Here is a 14,877-nt window from a genome sequence, read left to right on the forward strand (position 1 = left end):
CGACTGAGGCGAGCAGTTCGATCGCGTTGCGGCCGCTAGCGATCCCATAGGTGCGAGTGACCACGCCCACCGTGGCTGGCGCGTCCAGCGCGTCCAGGAGAGGTGAGATGGTCGCCGCCAGCTCACGGGGCACCGCTGACATTCCGCTGACACGGGCCCCCCGCTGACACTGGCGGGGGGCCTTTCCATGCCCCCTACCAGCACGTTTACAGTGGAGCTGAGGGGATTCGAACCCCTGACCCCCTGGTTGCAAACCAGGCGCTCTAACCAGCTGAGCTACAGCCCCGCGGTGACCACCCTAGGCAGCTCGCGGCGGCGGCTGCGACGTGGCGCGCGCTGCCGACTAGTGGGTGCCGACCGCCGCGCGCAGCGACTCGCGGAGCGACTTCGTCGTCGCGAGCACCGCCGTCGGCTCGTAGCCGCAGTGCGCCATGCAGTTGTCGCAGCGCTCGTCGTTGCCGCGCCCGTACTTCGACCAGTCGGTGGTCTCGAGGAGTTCCTTGTAGCTCGAGGCGTAGCCATCGCTCATCAGGTAGCAGGGGCGCTGCCAGCCGAAGATCGAGTAGCTGGGGATCCCCCACGGGGTGCACTGGTAGTCCTCCTTGCCCTCGAGGAAGTCGAGGAACAACGGCGTGTGGTTGAGGCGCCAGCGCTTGCGGTGACCCTCGGAGAAGGCCTCGGCGAAGAGCGCCTGGGTCTCCTTCACGCCGAGGAAGTGGTCCTGGTCCGGCGCCTTCTCGTAGGCGTAGGCGGGCGAGATCATCATCGCGTCGACCTTCAGGTCGTCGTTCAGGAAGTCGAGCACCGAGCGGATCGTCTTCGGCGAGTCGTTGGAGAAGAAGGTGGAGTTCGTCGTCACCCGGAAGCCCTTGGCCTTGGCCTCGCGGATCGCGGCGACCGCCTCCTCGAAGACGCCCTCGCGGTCGACGGCCGCGTCGTGGCGCTCCTGCAGGCCGTCGAGGTGGACGACGAAGGAGAAGTAGGGGGAGGGCTTGAAGCGGTCGATCTTGCGCCGCAGCAGCACGGCGTTGGTGCAGAGGTAGACGAAGCGCTTGCGCGCGATCAGCCCCTCGACGATCTCCTCGATCTGGGGGTGCAGCAGCGGCTCGCCGCCGGCGATCGAGACCATCGGCGCCCCGCACTCCTCGATCGCCGCGAAGGCGTCCTCGGGCGAGACCCGCTTGCGCAGGATCTCCGTCGGGTACTGGATCTTGCCGCAGCCGGGGCAGGCGAGGTTGCAGACGTAGAGCGGCTCCAGCTCGACGATCAGCGGGTACTTCTCGGTCCGCCGCAGGCGGCGCGAAAGCAGGTAGGTGGCCATCCGCAGGTTCTGGCGCAGGGGAATCGACATCGGGGCTAGTTGCTCCTTGTAAGTGGGTCGGAGAGGTCGGCGGGTGCCCAGCTCGCGAGCGCCGCGGCGGCGGCGCGCAGCACCCGTAGGGCGCGCACCGTGGCGCGCGGGGAGGCGAACGAGACGAGCTCGTCCTCCAAGGTGTCAAGGACGACGCGCAGCACGGCGAAGGGGCGGCTCGCGCCGAGGGGCGAGAGCCAGCGCGCCTCCATCTCGACGACGGGGGCGCCGCTCGACGCCGCGGCGACGCGCGCCGCGCGCCCGTGCAGGATCGTCGCCGAGGAGTAGACGGGGGCGAGGCGGGCGGGGATCCCCGCCGCCTCGAGGTGCGCCGCCATCGACGGGGCGGCGGCGAGGGGGAGCTGCGCCCCCTCTGGGTCGCCACCGACGATCGCCGACGCGACGACGAGCTCACCCGCGCACAGCCCCGGCACGAGGCCGCCGGCGACCCCGGCGAGGACGACCGGACGGCCGGCAGGGATGCTCGTCCCGAGGCGGGCGCAGGCCGCGGCGGCGCGCGCCGGCCCCATGCCGACCCGCTCGATCGTCGCCGCGGGGGCGCCGCGGCGGATCGCCGAGGCCTCGAGGCGCAGCGGTGCCAGGAAGACCGGCCCCCCGCTCACGGCGTGCCTCCTTCGAGGGCGCCGACCGCACGGCACCAGCGGCCGAGGGCGGAGAGCGGGAAGACGAGCCGGTAGAGGTGGTAGTTGATGTAGAAGTCGCCCGGGAAGCCGGTGCCCGTGTAGTAGGGCTCGTCCCAGTTGCCGTCCTCGCGCTGGGTGGCGACGAGGAACTCGACGCCGCGCCGCGCCGCCTCGGAGTCCGCGGCGTCGGCGGCGACGAGCGCCTGCAGCGCCCACGCGGTCTGGGAGGCGGTGGAGGCGCCCACGCCGCGCCGCGAGGGGTCGTCGTAGGAGCGGATGTCCTCGCCCCAGCCGCCGTCCTCGTTCTGGTGGCGCTCGAGGAACTCGACGCCCGCGACGACCGCCGGGTCGTCGGCGGGGACGCCGGCGGCGACGAGCGCGGGGAGGGCGGCACCGGTGCCGTAGACGTAGTTCACGCCCCAGCGGCCGAACCAGCTGCCGTCCGGCTCCTGCTCGGAGCGCAGCCACTGCAGCCCCGCGGCGAGCACCGCGGGGTCGGCGGCGGGCTCGTGGGAGAGCATCTCGATCATGTGCGCCGTCACATCCGCGCTCGGCGGGTCGATGACCGCGCCGAAGTCGCAGAAGGGCATCTCGTAGAGGACGTCGCGGGTGTTGTCGGCGTCGAAGGCGCCCCACGCGCCACCCGACGAGGCCATCGGCTGCGACCAGGCGAGGGCGCGGGCGACCGCCGCCTCGACGGCCTCGGGCTCCTCGGCGCGCACCCGCCGGAGGGCGAGCACGACCTCGGCGGTGTCGTCGACGTCGGGGTAGTTGTCGTTCGCGAACTCGAAGGCCCAGCCGCCCTCAGGGGTCCCCTCCCGGCGCGTCGCCCAGTCGCCGCGCACGGTGACCTCCTCGCCGAGGATCCACGCCGCGGCGCGGCGCAGCGCCGGGTCGTCGGCGGCGACGCCGGCGTCGGCGAGCGCGATCACGGCGAGCGCGCTGTCCCACACCGGCGACTGGCAGGCCTCCAGCCAGCGCACACCGTCGCGCCGGATGAGGAAGCCCTCGATGCCCTCGAAGGCCTTGCTGATCACCGGGTGGTCGAGCGGGTAGCCGCGCAGCGAGAGCGCGAGGATCGAGTACACCCACGGCGGTTGGATCCCGCCCCAGCTGCCGTCGGCCTCCTGGCGGCGGACGATCCACCGCTCGGCACGGGCGAGCGCCGGCTCGCGCACCGCCCGGCGGACGAGCTCGCGCCGGGCGAGGCGCTCGTAGCGGTGCAGCAGGAAGTCGAGGAGGCCGAAGCGTCCGCGCCAGTCGGTGATCCCCCGCGCCGGCGGCTGGTAGCTGGCGCCCGAGCGCAGCTCCTCGAGGCCGAAGGGCAGCGGGCGCACCGGGCGGTAGGCGATCACGACGGTGAGGGCGACCACCGTCTGACGTGCCCAGCAGCCGAACTCGTAGATGTTGAAGGGCACCGTCGGGGGGAGGTACATCACCTCCGGAGGCACCGCCGGCAGGTCCTCCCACGGCCAGAGGCCGAACAGCGCCAGCCAGATGTGGGTAAAGACCCGCGTCGCCTCGAGGCCACCCTGCTCGCGCACGAAGCGCGCCGCGGCCGCCATGTGCGGCGCCTGCGGGGAGTCCCCCGCGAGGCGCAGCGCGACGTAGGCCTCGACGGTGGTCGAGAGGTCGCCGGGGCCACCGAAGAAGTTCGCCCAGGTGCCGTCGTCGCGCTGGTGCGAACGGATCCAGCGCGCCGCGGCGGCGGTCTCCTCCTCGTCGCGCACGCCGAGGAACTCGCGCAGCATCAGGTCCTCGGCGTCCATCGTGACGTTCGTCTCGAGGTCGCCCTTCCACCACCCGGCGGGCGACTGTCGGGCGAGCAGGTGGTCGCGGGCGCGCACGAGGGTCTCGCGGGCACGCGCCCCGAGGGCGGTGACGGAGCGGTCGAGGACGGTCATCAGAACTGCCGCTCGACGACGAAGTGGGCGAGCTCGACGAGCTCGGCGACGCTCTCCTCGCGAAGCGCCAGCCCCTCGACGGCGGCGAGGGCGGTGGCGAGGTGCGCCGCGGCCTCGCTCGTCGCGAAGTCCCTGCCGCCACACTCCTCGACGAGCGCCGCCGCCCGCTCGACGTCGCGTTCCTCGAGATGCTCGGAGAACAGCAGCGACGAGAGCTCGGCGACCGCCGCGCCGCCGCTCGCGAGCGCGGCCGCGACGGGGAGGCTCTTCTTGTGCTGGCGGAGGTCGCTCCACGCCGGCTTCCCGGTGGCGGCCGGGTCGCCCCAGATGCCGAGGAGGTCGTCGACCGCCTGGAAGGAGAGGCCGAGCTCGACGCCGAAGCGGTCGAGCGCCTCGACGACCGGCTCGTCGGCTCCGGCGAGGACGGCGCCGATCGAGGCCGCGCAGCCGAGGAGGGCGCCGGTCTTGCCGGCCTCCATCGCGAGGCAGCTCGCGACGCCGACGTCGTCGCGTCGCTCGAAGGCCATGTCGAGCGCCTGGCCGGCGATCATCGCCGCGGTGGCGTCGGCGACGCGCCGCGCGGCGCGCTCCGCGTCGGGGCCGGGGACGGGTCCGAGCACGACCTGCTGGGCGAGGGCGAGCAGCGCGTCCCCGGCGATCACCGCGGGGCCGATCCCGTACAGCGCCCAGACCGTCGGGCGGTGGCGCCGCTCGACGTCCTCGTCGATCACGTCGTCGTGGATGAGCGAGAAGTTGTGGACGAGCTCGACTGCCACCGCGCCGGGCACGCCGACCGAGGCCTCGGCGCCGACCGCCTCCGCGGAGAGCACCGAGAGGGCGGGGCGCACGCCCTTGCCGCCGTCACCGCCGACGAGCGCGCCGCGCTCGTCCCGCCAGCCGAGGTGGTACTCGGCGACGGGGCGCAGCTCGGGCGAGAGCACCGCGATCGCGGCGCGCAGCGCCGGCGCGACGTGGCCGCGGGCGCGGGTGAGAATCTCCGGCACCCGTTCGGTCGGGATCACGCCGCCTCCTCCTCGAGAGCAGGGAGGCCGCGGCGGGCGCCGAGGCCGACGAGGGCGTGCCAGGCGGCGCGCGTGCCGCTGCGCACCGCGCCCTCCATCGTCGCCGGCCAGCCGGTGTCGGTCCACGCCCCGGCGAGGTAGACGCCGCGGTGCCCCGTCTCCACGCCGCGGCGGAGCGCGGCCGTGCCCGGCACGCCGCGGAAGGTCGCCTCGTGCTCGCGCGAGACGACGAAGTCAACGACCTCCGCGGTGCGGACCCGCGGGAAGAGCGCGCCGAGCGCCTCCAGGTAGCGGGTGCGCAGCACCTCGGGGCGCTCGCCGATCTCCGCCTCGGCGCCGGAGACCGAGAGGGCGATGCACTGGCCGGGGCCGGTGAGCCCCGACGCCTCGGTGCGGTCGAAGACGTACTGCACCGGCGAGCCGACCGCGGCGGCGAGCGGCTCGTCGAGGACGCGGCGGTCGAAGACGAAGTGCAAGTCGATGATCGGCTCGTCCGCGAGGAGCGGCGACGGCCGCTCAGCGCCGAGCGGGTCGAGGAGCGCGACGGCGGCAGGCTGGGGGACGGCGACGACCACGGCGTCGCACGCCACCGCCTCGCCGCCCACCCGGACAGCGGCCGGCGCCGCGGCGGCGAGCTCGATCGCCTCCACCTTGGCCCGGCGGTGCACGCGCCCGCCGAGCTGCTCCAACAGGCGGTGCGCGGGATCGACGTGCACTGCGGAGAGGGGGGCGCGGGCCCAGCCGATGTCGGCCGCGTCGGGCTCCTCGAGGAGGCCGGTCTTGAAGACCTTGGCAGCGAGCGCGAGCGAGACCTCGTCGCTCCGCAGGTTCGTGGTCGGGAGGACGATGAGGTCGAACAGGGCGTGGATCGCCCGGTCGCTCTGCCCGTGGCGGCGGAGGAAGGCGCCGAAGGTCTCGCTGTCGAGCACCGGGTCCGCGAGCGAGAGGGCGCCGAGCGCGCCGAGCACCCGGCCGAGGCCGAGGCGGTCGCGCAGGCCGAGGTGGGAGTAACCGAGGAGGGAGCGCGCGAGGTGGAGCGGCGCGGGGAGTCCGTCGCGGGCGAGCAGGGCACGCCGCGGTGGGCCGCCCGCTGTGCCGGGTGCGTAGACGGGGATGCGCAGCGCGCCCTCGAGCGGCGCGAGCGCCGCCGTGTCGAGGCGCTCGAGGAAGCGGCGGTAGGCGGCGCAGCAGCGGAGGTAGACGTGCTGGCCGTTGTCGTAGGCGAGGCCGTTGCGGCTGAAGGACCACGTCGCCCCGCCGAGACGGGGGCGCGCCTCGAAGAGGTCGACCTCGGCGCCTGCGTCCGCGCAGGCGATCGCCGCGCTGAGGCCGGCGAGGCCCCCGCCGATCACGCTCACCCTCCGCCGACCCCCGCTCACGCGCCCACCCCGCTCAGGCTGCGCGCCGCGACCCAGGCCTTCTCCCAGGAGGGGAGGGAGACCCGGCGCTCGAGCACCGCGAGTGGCTCGCGCTCGATGCGGGTGAGGAGGCGTCGGTAGATGCCCGCCATCGCGCTCACGCACGCACGGCTACGGCGGTCGAGGTGGTCGAGGAGCTGCAGGCCGATCTCGTAGCGCTCGCGGGCGCGCGTCGCCTCGAAGCGCACGAGGTCCGCGAGCGCCGCCGGCGGGCCGCTCGCGTCGGCGGCGCAGCCGAAGTGATCGAGGTCCTCGAGCGGGAGGTAGACCCGGCCCATCACGTCGCGGTCCTCGACCACGTCACGCAGGATGTTCGTCAGCTGCAACGCGACCCCGAGGGTGTCGGCGAGCGCGACGGTCGGCTCGGATCCGTCGCTCCCGAAGATTCCGAGCGAGAGCCGGCCGATTGACCCGGCGACACAGCGGCAGTAGACGACGAGCTCGTCGAAGCGCTCGTAGTGCGCCGTCTCGGTGTCCATCTCGCAGCCCTGGACGAGCTCGTGCAGGGCGGCGAGGGAGAGGCTGAAGCGGTTCGTCGTGTCCCCGAGGGCGAGCAGCACAGGATCACCCGCCGCCGCGCCGCTCCCGAGCTCGTCGATCTCGCCGCGCACGCGCAGCAGCGCCTCGCGCTTCTCGACCGCCGAGAGGGGGCCGTCGCCGATGTCGTCGACGCGGCGCGCGAAGGCGTACAGCGCAGACATCGCCCGGCGCTTGTCGACGTCGAGCAGGCGGATCCCCCAGGCGAAGTTGCGCGCCGCGCTGCGGGTGATCTCCTCGCAACGCGCGTAGGCGGCCTCGAGCTCGCTCACCGCGCACCTCGGAGGGCGAGGAGGCGGGCGCTCCGGCCGAGGACGGCCCACTTGGTCGCCTTCACCGGTGCGCCGAAGACGTCGTAACCGGCCGCCTCCAACGCGTCGAGCTGCGCCAGGCCGCCCCCGCAGAAGCCGGCGACCGCCAGCCGGCCGAAGGGCGGCAGCAGCCCGAGCAGCGGAAGGCCGCCATCGAGCAGCGCCCTAGCCCTGCCCACCTCGAAGGCGAGCAGCCGCCGCAGCGCGGGCGTCGCCGGTCCGGCGAGGCTCTCCTCGGTGACCGCGAACGCGGCGAGGTCCTCGGCGGGGAGGTAGACGCGTCCCGCCGCGTAGTCCTCGGCGACGTCCTGGAAGTGCTCGACGAGCTGCAACGCTGTGCAGACGGCGTCCGAGTGGCGCACCGCGGCCGGCGAGGTGGCTCCGAAGACGGCGAGCACGAGGCGGCCGACGGGGTTGGCGCTCTTCTGGCAGTAGCCCTCGAGCGCGGCGAAGTCGGGGTAGCGCGACCGGCGCTGGTCGAGGCGGTTGGCCTCGATGAGATCGACGAAAGGCTCCCTGCCGACGCCGATCGCGCGCGCCGTCTCGCCGGCGGCGACGAAGACCGGATGGTCCGCCTCGCCGACAAGGGCGCGGTCGATCTCCGCCTCGGCCCAGTCGAGCTCGGCGAGGCGCTCGGCCGCGCCGCCCCCGTCGGGGCGGTCGCCGATCTCGTCCACGAGGCGGGCGTAGCCGTAGATGGCGAGGAGGTGGCGGCGGTAGACGCGGGGCAGCAGGGCCGAGGCCACCGGGAAGTTCTCTCCCGAGGCCCGTGCCATCACCGAGGACTGCTCGGGCGCGGCGGCGCGCGCCGCGGCGGCGGTCGTGCTCACGGGTAGAGGTCGCCGCGCGCCGGAGCGGCGCTCGAGCGCTCGAGCGGCGTGCCCTCGGGGCCCCTCGCGGCCTCGACCTGCTCGCGCAGCGCGAGCACCGAGGCGGCGATGCCCTGGGCGTCGAGGCCGAGGCGGGCGAGGATCGTCTCCGGGCTGCCGTGCGCGAGGTAGCGGGTGGGGACGCCGAGGGAACGGACGACGGGGCCGAGGCGGCCCTGCTCCCCCGCGGCGCGCTCGACCTCGCGGCGGACGAACTCGCCGGCGCCGCCGCTCACGAAGCCGTCTTCGGCGGTGACGACGAGGCGCGCCTCGAGGGCGCGCTCGAGGAGGGCGCCGTCGAGCGGGCGGATGACCCGTGGGTCGACCACCGTGACCTGGAGGCCCTCGTCGGCGAGCAGCTTCGCCGCCTCGAGGGCGCGCTCGGCCATCTTGCCGACACCGACGAGCAGGATCTCCTCTCCGCCCTCGCGCAGCACCCGCGAGGAGAGGCCCGAGGCGGCGTCGCCGAGGCGGAGCGGTCCGGGGGTCTTCGGGTAGCGGATGAGGCACGGCCGCTCGAGCTCGAGCGCGGCGGCGAGCATCGGCTCGATCTCCGCGGGCTCGGCGGGGGCGAAGACGGCCATCTCGGGGATCGACAGCGCGAGCACCATGTCGAGGAGGCCGTGGTGGCTCGGGCCGTCGTCGCCGGTGATCCCCGCGCGGTCGGCGCAGATCACGACCGGCGCGCCGTGCAGGCCGACGTCGAGGTTCTGCTGGTCAAAGGCGCGCGACAAGAAGGTCGAGTAGATGGCGACGACCGGGCGGAGGTCGGCGAGCGCCATCCCCGCCGCGGCGGTCATCGCGTGCTGCTCGGCGATGCCGACGTCGTAGAAGCGGTTGGGGTAGCGCGCCTCGAAGGGCAAGAGCCCGGTCGGTCCGGGCATCGCAGCGGTGACCGCGACGACGCGCCGGTCGCGACGGGCGGCCTCGAGGACCGCCTTCGCGAAGGCCTCGGTGTAGCTCGTCTCCGGCGGCCGCTCGCCGACGAAGAGGGCGCCGTGGTCCGAGGCGCTGCCCGGAGGACTGATCGCGTTGGAGGGCACCTTCAGGTCGTGCAGGCACTGCACCTCGTCCTGCTCGGCGGGTCCGTAGCCCTTGCCCTTGCGGGTGAGGACGTGCAGGACGATGGGTCCCTGCCAGGTCGCGGCGTTGCGCAGCGCCTGCTCGAGGGCGGCGATGTCGTGACCGTCGACGGGACCGATGTAGCGGATCCCGAGGGCCTCGAAGAAGACGTGCGGCTCGACGAACTCGCGCAGCGCGGAGACGAAGTTCCGCAACGACTGCCCGGCGATCGGCCCGACACCCGGGATCTCGGAGATGAGCTGGCCGACCTTGTTGCGGATCGCGCCGTAGGAGGGGTTGAGGCGGATCTGGGTCAGGGACTCCGAGAGCTTGGAGACCGTCGGCGCGTAGCTGCGGCCGTTGTCGTTCAGCACGACGACCACCCGCGCCTCGGAGTGGCCGAGGTTGTTGAGCGCCTCGTAGGCCATGCCGCCGGTGAGCGCCCCGTCTCCGACGAGGGCGACGACCCTCCGGAAGGCGTCCTCGCCGTTCGACTTGAAGGCAGAGGCGATGCCGTAGGCGTAGCTGAGCGCCGTCGAGGCGTGCGAGTTCTCGATCCAGTCGTGCGCCGACTCGGCCCGGCTCGGGTAGCCGGAGAGGCCGCCCTCCTTACGGAGGCGCTCGAAGCCGGCGCTGCGGCCGGTGAGCAGCTTGTGCACGTAGGCCTGGTGGCCGGTGTCGAAGAGGAGCACGTCCTCGGGCGAGTGGAAGACACGGTGCAGGGCGATCGTCGCCTCGACGGCGCCGAGGTTTGAGCCGAGGTGGCCGCCGGTCCTGCTGACCGAGGCGACGATGAACGCGCGGATCTCCTCGGCGAGGGCGTCGAGGGCGTCCGCCTCGAGCGCCCGGAGGTCACCGGGGGAGTTGATCGCGAAGAGCAACGGGTAGCTCGCGATCTCGTCTCCCGCCTTACCCATTCGTTCCTCCTCCGCCGGCCGTTCCGCCATGATCGCCCCGCGCCTTCATGTGCTCGGACCTACCGCCCAGGAGGCTCTCCGAGGGCGCGCGCACCGACCGACGTGCCGCGGGGCGCTCCACGCACAGTAGCCGTGACCGAGCAGTCATTCGTTCTACGCGCACATTGTCGTCCACGGGGTCGGAGGAGTCAACGAGCCTCCACCGCGGCGCGCGCGGGCGCCCCCGCCCCCGCCGCGCTCGCCCGCACCAGGGCGGCGAGGGCGGCGTCGACGGTCGTCGTGGCGTCCGCGAGCGGATCGGCGTCGAGGACCAGCCCGGCGAGGTCGGCGAGCATCTCGCCGAGCGCGGCGGACTCGGCCGCGTGGCCGGTGCTCGCCAGCGAGGCGAGGTCGAAGAGCAGGGAACGGAAGGGGATGAGCGCCGCCGAGAGGCGCTCGGCGAAGGGCGCCGGCTCCACGATCGCGGCCTCCGGCTCGCGCACCGACGCGGCGACGCGCGCCGTGGCGCGCCGCACCACCGCGGTGAGCAGCTCCTCCTTGGAGCGGAAGTGACGGTAGAAGGAGCCCTTAGCGATCTGCGCCGCCCGGCAGACGTCGTCGATCGAGACGTCGAAGTAGCCGCGCCCGCTGAAGGCGCCGAGCGCCTCCTCGACGATCCGCTCGGCGGTGCCGTGCGCGCTCTCGCCCGGGGGGGCGAGCAGCTGGCGCCAGAGCTCGGGGCGGAAGACCCCGCCGTCGGGGCTCCCGGTGAGGTCCGGGAGGAGCTCGGGGAGGAGCTGGCGGATCGCCGGCAGCGAGAGGCGTCGGCGCTCGCGGAGCAGCCGGATCAGCTGCAGCAGCTCGACGTGGCGCTCGTCGTAGGCGAAGCGGTTGGCGGCGAGGCGTTCGGGCGGTGGGAGCAGGCCCTCGGCGAGGTAGAAGCGCACCGCGCTCGCGCCGACCCCGCTGCGCTCCACGAGGGCGGCCATCGTCAGCCCGGAGCGGCGGGTCGGCGCGGTCACGGTCGCGGTCACAGGGCTCCCGTTAACGTTCGGCCAATGCGGAAGGTGGCGGTGATCACCGACTCGAGCGCGTGCCTCCCCCGCGATCTCGTGCACCGCCTCGGCATCCAGGTCCTCCCGATCAGTGTCCACCTCCCCGGCGGCGAGCTCGAACTCTCAGAGGAGGAGGGCGAGGAGGGCGTCGTGCTGCCTGACGGGGCAGAAGACGAGGAACTCTCCGCCGCCAACCGCCCGTTCGTCACAGAATACCTGGCAGCGATCGAGGGTCCCGGCTTCGAGTCCGCGGTGGTCGTGACCCCGGCCATCGAGTTCGCGGCGATGTACCGCAACGCCGCGCTCGCCGCCGAGCTCGCCGAGCGACCGACGGTGACGATTGACGCCCGCACCGCGGCGGCCGGCCAGGCCCTCGTGGTGCTCGCGGGAGCCGAGGTCGCCGCGCGCGGGGCGCCGCTCGAGGAGGTCGTGCGCGCCGTCGAGGACGCTGCGGCGCGCGTCGAGCTCGTCGCCTCGCTCGCGACGCTCGAGTCGATCCGCCGCAGCGGCCCGATCCCCGACGCGACCCTCGGCGAGGACGGCAACGGCGCCGAGCGGGCGCGCACCCTCTTCCGCATGCACGGCGGCGAGGTGGAGCTCCTCGGGGATCCGAGCGGCGCCGAAGAGGCGTTGCGGGCGATGGCCGCGCACGTCGCCGCCGACCGTCCGGGCGGCGTCGAGCGGGTCACCGTCTTCCACGCCGGGGCCCGCGAGCTCGCTGATCAGCTCGCTGCCCTTGTCGGTGGGGTCGACTTCGTGAGCGGCTTCTCGCTAGCGATGCAGATCCACACCGGTCGCGGCGTCGTGGGGGTCGCCTGGTTGCCGAGTGCCTCGAGCGCTTGAATCAGTCCGTGCGGTGCGCCGACAAGGTACCGTTTGGGCAGGAATCCGACGGCCGCCCGGCCCCTCGCCGGGCACGGTGACAGGGGCAGTTTGACGACCGGGCAGGAGCAGTACGGCGCCGAGGCGCCGCCCGTCACAGCGCTGCGCGTGACCGCATCGAGCGCGACGGTGCCCTCTGCTGCTCGTCACGAGGCGGCGATGGTCACGGCCGAGCTGCCCGCCGCGCTCGGGCGGCCACGCGCCGCGGGCGCCTACGCCGCGAGCAACCGTCGCCCCGGGCACCGCGTGCCGGCGCCGGTCCTCCTCCGCTTCCTCGCCTGGCTGCTCGGCCTCGCGCTCGTCGTCGCCGTCGCCGGGCTCGTCGCCCTCGCCGTGCGACCGGACTGGCTCGCCTTCCTCCGCAACACCGCACCCGCCGCCGCCCGCGTCCCGGCGGCGCCCAGCACCGGCAGCCGCAGCACCACCTCCGCGGGGCTCGTCCACCTCTCGAGCACCGCCGCGGCGAGCACCTACACCGTCCCCGTCTCGCGCTACGAGGTGGTCGTACAGACCGGCGCGGGGCGCTGCTTCGTGGCGATCAAGTCGCCGCCCGGCGAGGCGGGCTGGGCCTATGCCCAGACGCTCCCCGCCGGGGTGGCACCGAAGATCCCCGAACAGGGTGCGATCAGCGTCAAGCTCGGGGCGACGGCGAGCTCGCTCGCCATCCTCGACGGCAGCAGGGTCATCGGCACGATCGCCAACCCGCGCCCGGACTACCTCTACGTCTTTCAGCCGTCAACGGGTTGACTGTCGATATGCGGCACGCGCCGCGGGGAACAACCAAGTGACGACGAGCGAGGTAGGCAGCCCTTGACGGCAGGAACCGACGGACGACGGCAGCACGCGAACATCGCGCGTCAGCAGCGGTGGTGGACGCGGCGCGCCGTGAGCTGGGACCACGGGGCGCAGAACAACCCGGGGCTGGTGAAGGTGGTGGAGCGCGTCCTCGCCGAAGCGGCACCGACCGCCGAAATGGCCGCGGTCGACCTCGGCTGCGGCTCCGGCCAGCTCACCTTGAAGCTCGCCCCGAAGGTCGCCTCCGTCCTCGCCGTGGACGTGAGCGCGGCGATGATCGACCTCCTCGAGGGAAACGCCGCCGAGGCCGGTGTGAGCAACGTCAGCGGGCGCGCCGCGTCGATCGAGTCCCTCGACCTCGCCGAGGCGTCGGTCGACCTCATCGTCTCGAACTACGCGCTCCATCACCTGCGCGACAGCGACAAGCGGATCGTCGTCGAGCGCTGCGCGCGCTGGCTCCGCCCGGGGGGGCGGCTCGTGATCGGCGACATGATGTTCGGTCGCGGCGGCGACGCCCGCGACCGGGTGATCATCGCCTCCAAGCTCTCGCTCATGCTGCGCCGCGGCCCCGCCGGCTGGCTACGGATCGCGAAGAACGCCGGCCGTTACCTCCTCCGCTTCCAGGAGCGCCCCGTGTCGATGTCGACGTGGGTGCACTTCCTCGAGGAGGCGGGCCTCGGGCGCGTCGTGGCAGTGCCGGTGGTCAACGAGGCCGCGGTGGTGCGCGGGGAAAGACCGGGGTGAGCGCCCCGGCGGGGACGGTCGGCGTGGGCATCGACGTCGGCGCGACGAAGATCCTCGCCGGCGCCGTCACCTCCGACGGCGCCGTCCTCGAGGTGGCGCGGGTTTCCTCGCCCGCGCGGGCCGAGGACCTCGCCGGCGTGCTGCAGGGCGCGGTCGACTCGCTCCTCTCGTCCCTCGGTGGGCGCGCCGCTGACTGCGCGGGCCTCGGCCTCGCCCTCCCCGGACTCGTCACCCCGGAGGGGGTGCTGCGGGCGGCGCCAAACCTCGGTGCCGCCGACGTCGACATCGCGCTCGGCCCCCGCTTCGGGGAGCCGCTCTCAGCGACGCTCTCCGAGCGCGGAGGGAGTGTCGACGGCGGCCCCGCCTACGACAACGACGCCACCTGCGCGGCCTACGCGGAGGCGAAGGTGGGTGGCGCCGCGGGGGCGGGGGACGTGGTCGTCATCTCGATCGGGACGGGGATCGGCGCCGGCATCGTGAGTGACGGGCGCGTGCTGCGCGGCGGCCACGGCTACGCCGGCGAGCTCGGTCACGCCGTCGTCGCCGCCGGCGGCATCGAGTGCTCCTGCGGCCGGCGGGGCTGCTGGGAGCGTTACGCGTCGGGTCCCGCGCTCGCCGCGCTGGCGGCGGCGAACGCGGCGTTCGCCGCGGGCCGCGACGGGAGCGGCCGCGACGGCGCGCTGCGCGCCGAGGACGTGGTCGGCGCGGCACGCGAGGGCGACGCGATCGCGGCGACGATCATCGAGGAGTTCGCCCGCGGTGTCGCGCTCGGCCTCGCCAACGTCGTCGAGTACCTCGACCCGTCGCGCATCGTCCTCGGTGGCGGCCTGATGCAGGCCGCCGACGTGCTGCTCGAGCCGATCCGCCGCGCCTACGTCGCCGAGACCCGCCCGGCCTACCAGCGCGACGGCAGCGACCTCGTGCTCGCCACCCTCGGGGAGGAGGCGGCGCTCATCGGTGCCGCGCTGCTCGGCCTCGACCGTCTCGGGAGCTGAGCGTCAGCCGCCCGGGACCTTCCAACCCTTCGACGCGGCGATCTCCTTGCAGGTCGGGCACAGCGGATAGCGCGAGGGGTCGTTGCGGGGGATCCAGACCTTGCCGCACAGCGCCTTCACCGCGGTGCCGTTGACGATCCCCTCGACGACGCTCGGCCCGGCGGCGACGTAGTCGCCCTCCTCGAGGCGGAAGCCCTCGAGGACGATGTGGCTCATCCGCTCGTGGCCGCCGTCCAGCTCGGGCTCACCGACCGCGGGCTTGACGAGGGTCCCGGTCCCGGTGCTCGTGCTCGGTTCGGTCGTCATCGGCGCCCTCCTCGGACGTCACAGACTGTCGCGGCCGCCCGCGTGCGGCAACACCAGGCGGGCGGAACTCTCATCAATGCCACAGG

14 protein-coding genes and 1 tRNA gene are annotated in these 14,877 nt (G+C 74.0%); 4 read left to right on the plus strand and 11 right to left on the minus strand.

All coding sequences use genetic code 11. The features are described 5' to 3' along the window. Nucleotides 1-212: 212 nt before the first annotated feature. From VNF07_12140 to VNF07_12185, 10 genes are all read right to left on the minus strand, one after another. Nucleotides 213-286: transfer RNA gene (locus tag VNF07_12140), tRNA-Ala, on the minus strand. 57 nt (nucleotides 287-343) lie between these two features. Continuing rightward, entirely contained in the window at nucleotides 344-1,351 is a 1,008-nt protein-coding gene (hpnH, locus tag VNF07_12145; GenBank protein ID HVB06986.1) for an adenosyl-hopene transferase HpnH, read from the minus strand. Between the two features lie 5 nt (nucleotides 1,352-1,356). Beyond that, on the minus strand, nucleotides 1,357-1,974 hold the full coding sequence (locus VNF07_12150; protein HVB06987.1) for a hypothetical protein: 618 nt from the start codon (nucleotides 1,972-1,974) through the stop codon (nucleotides 1,357-1,359). Beyond that, on the minus strand, nucleotides 1,971-3,899 hold the full coding sequence (gene shc, locus VNF07_12155; protein HVB06988.1) for a squalene--hopene cyclase: 1,929 nt from the start codon (nucleotides 3,897-3,899) through the stop codon (nucleotides 1,971-1,973). Before shc ends, VNF07_12150 begins: the two co-directional genes overlap by 4 nt. Next, nucleotides 3,899-4,921 carry a polyprenyl synthetase family protein gene (locus VNF07_12160; protein HVB06989.1) on the minus strand — a complete coding sequence of 341 codons (1,023 nt, stop codon included), beginning with the start codon at nucleotides 4,919-4,921 and terminating at the stop codon, nucleotides 3,899-3,901. The genes shc and VNF07_12160 overlap by 1 nt, the downstream gene beginning before the upstream one ends. Beyond that, nucleotides 4,918-6,279: a hydroxysqualene dehydroxylase HpnE gene (gene hpnE / locus VNF07_12165; GenBank protein ID HVB06990.1), complete on the minus strand. Its 1,362-nt coding sequence runs from the start codon at nucleotides 6,277-6,279 to the stop codon at nucleotides 4,918-4,920. Before hpnE ends, VNF07_12160 begins: the two co-directional genes overlap by 4 nt. 17 nt (nucleotides 6,280-6,296) lie before the next feature. After that, a complete protein-coding gene (gene hpnD / locus VNF07_12170) occupies nucleotides 6,297-7,148 on the minus strand; it encodes a presqualene diphosphate synthase HpnD (protein HVB06991.1) in 852 nt (283 codons plus the stop codon). Then, nucleotides 7,145-8,017, minus strand: a complete 873-nt coding sequence (hpnC, locus tag VNF07_12175; GenBank protein ID HVB06992.1) for a squalene synthase HpnC — start codon at nucleotides 8,015-8,017, stop codon at nucleotides 7,145-7,147. Before hpnC ends, hpnD begins: the two co-directional genes overlap by 4 nt. Then, nucleotides 8,014-10,035 (minus strand): 1-deoxy-D-xylulose-5-phosphate synthase, encoded by a 2,022-nt coding sequence (gene dxs, locus VNF07_12180; protein HVB06993.1) that lies wholly within the window; start codon nucleotides 10,033-10,035, stop codon nucleotides 8,014-8,016. Before dxs ends, hpnC begins: the two co-directional genes overlap by 4 nt. A 188-nt stretch (nucleotides 10,036-10,223) precedes the next feature. Further along, entirely contained in the window at nucleotides 10,224-11,048 is an 825-nt protein-coding gene (locus VNF07_12185) for a TetR family transcriptional regulator (GenBank protein ID HVB06994.1), read from the minus strand. Nucleotides 11,049-11,072: 24 nt separating this feature from the next. Here VNF07_12185 and VNF07_12190 point away from each other — a divergent pair, with 24 nt between their 5' ends. From VNF07_12190 to VNF07_12205, 4 genes are all read left to right on the plus strand, one after another. Beyond that, nucleotides 11,073-11,912, plus strand: a complete 840-nt coding sequence (locus VNF07_12190; protein HVB06995.1) for a DegV family protein — start codon at nucleotides 11,073-11,075, stop codon at nucleotides 11,910-11,912. 90 nt (nucleotides 11,913-12,002) lie between these two features. After that, nucleotides 12,003-12,698, plus strand: coding sequence for a hypothetical protein (locus VNF07_12195; GenBank protein ID HVB06996.1), 696 nt, complete (start codon nucleotides 12,003-12,005; stop codon nucleotides 12,696-12,698). A 63-nt stretch (nucleotides 12,699-12,761) separates the two neighbouring features. Further along, the gene (locus VNF07_12200; GenBank protein HVB06997.1) at nucleotides 12,762-13,490 is read left to right on the plus strand and encodes a methyltransferase domain-containing protein; all 729 of its coding nucleotides are present in this window, start codon (nucleotides 12,762-12,764) and stop codon (nucleotides 13,488-13,490) included. After that, nucleotides 13,487-14,485: an ROK family protein gene (locus VNF07_12205; protein ID HVB06998.1), complete on the plus strand. Its 999-nt coding sequence runs from the start codon at nucleotides 13,487-13,489 to the stop codon at nucleotides 14,483-14,485. The genes VNF07_12200 and VNF07_12205 overlap by 4 nt, the downstream gene beginning before the upstream one ends. Before the next feature lie 3 nt (nucleotides 14,486-14,488). Here the strand turns inward: VNF07_12205 and VNF07_12210 are convergent, their stop codons facing one another. Beyond that, a complete protein-coding gene (locus VNF07_12210; protein HVB06999.1) occupies nucleotides 14,489-14,791 on the minus strand; it encodes a DUF3039 domain-containing protein in 303 nt (100 codons plus the stop codon). Nucleotides 14,792-14,877 lie beyond the last annotated feature (86 nt).

The sequence above is a fragment of the Acidimicrobiales bacterium genome (assembly GCA_035533595.1).
Classification (GTDB): domain Bacteria; phylum Actinomycetota; class Acidimicrobiia; order Acidimicrobiales; family Bog-793; genus DATLTN01.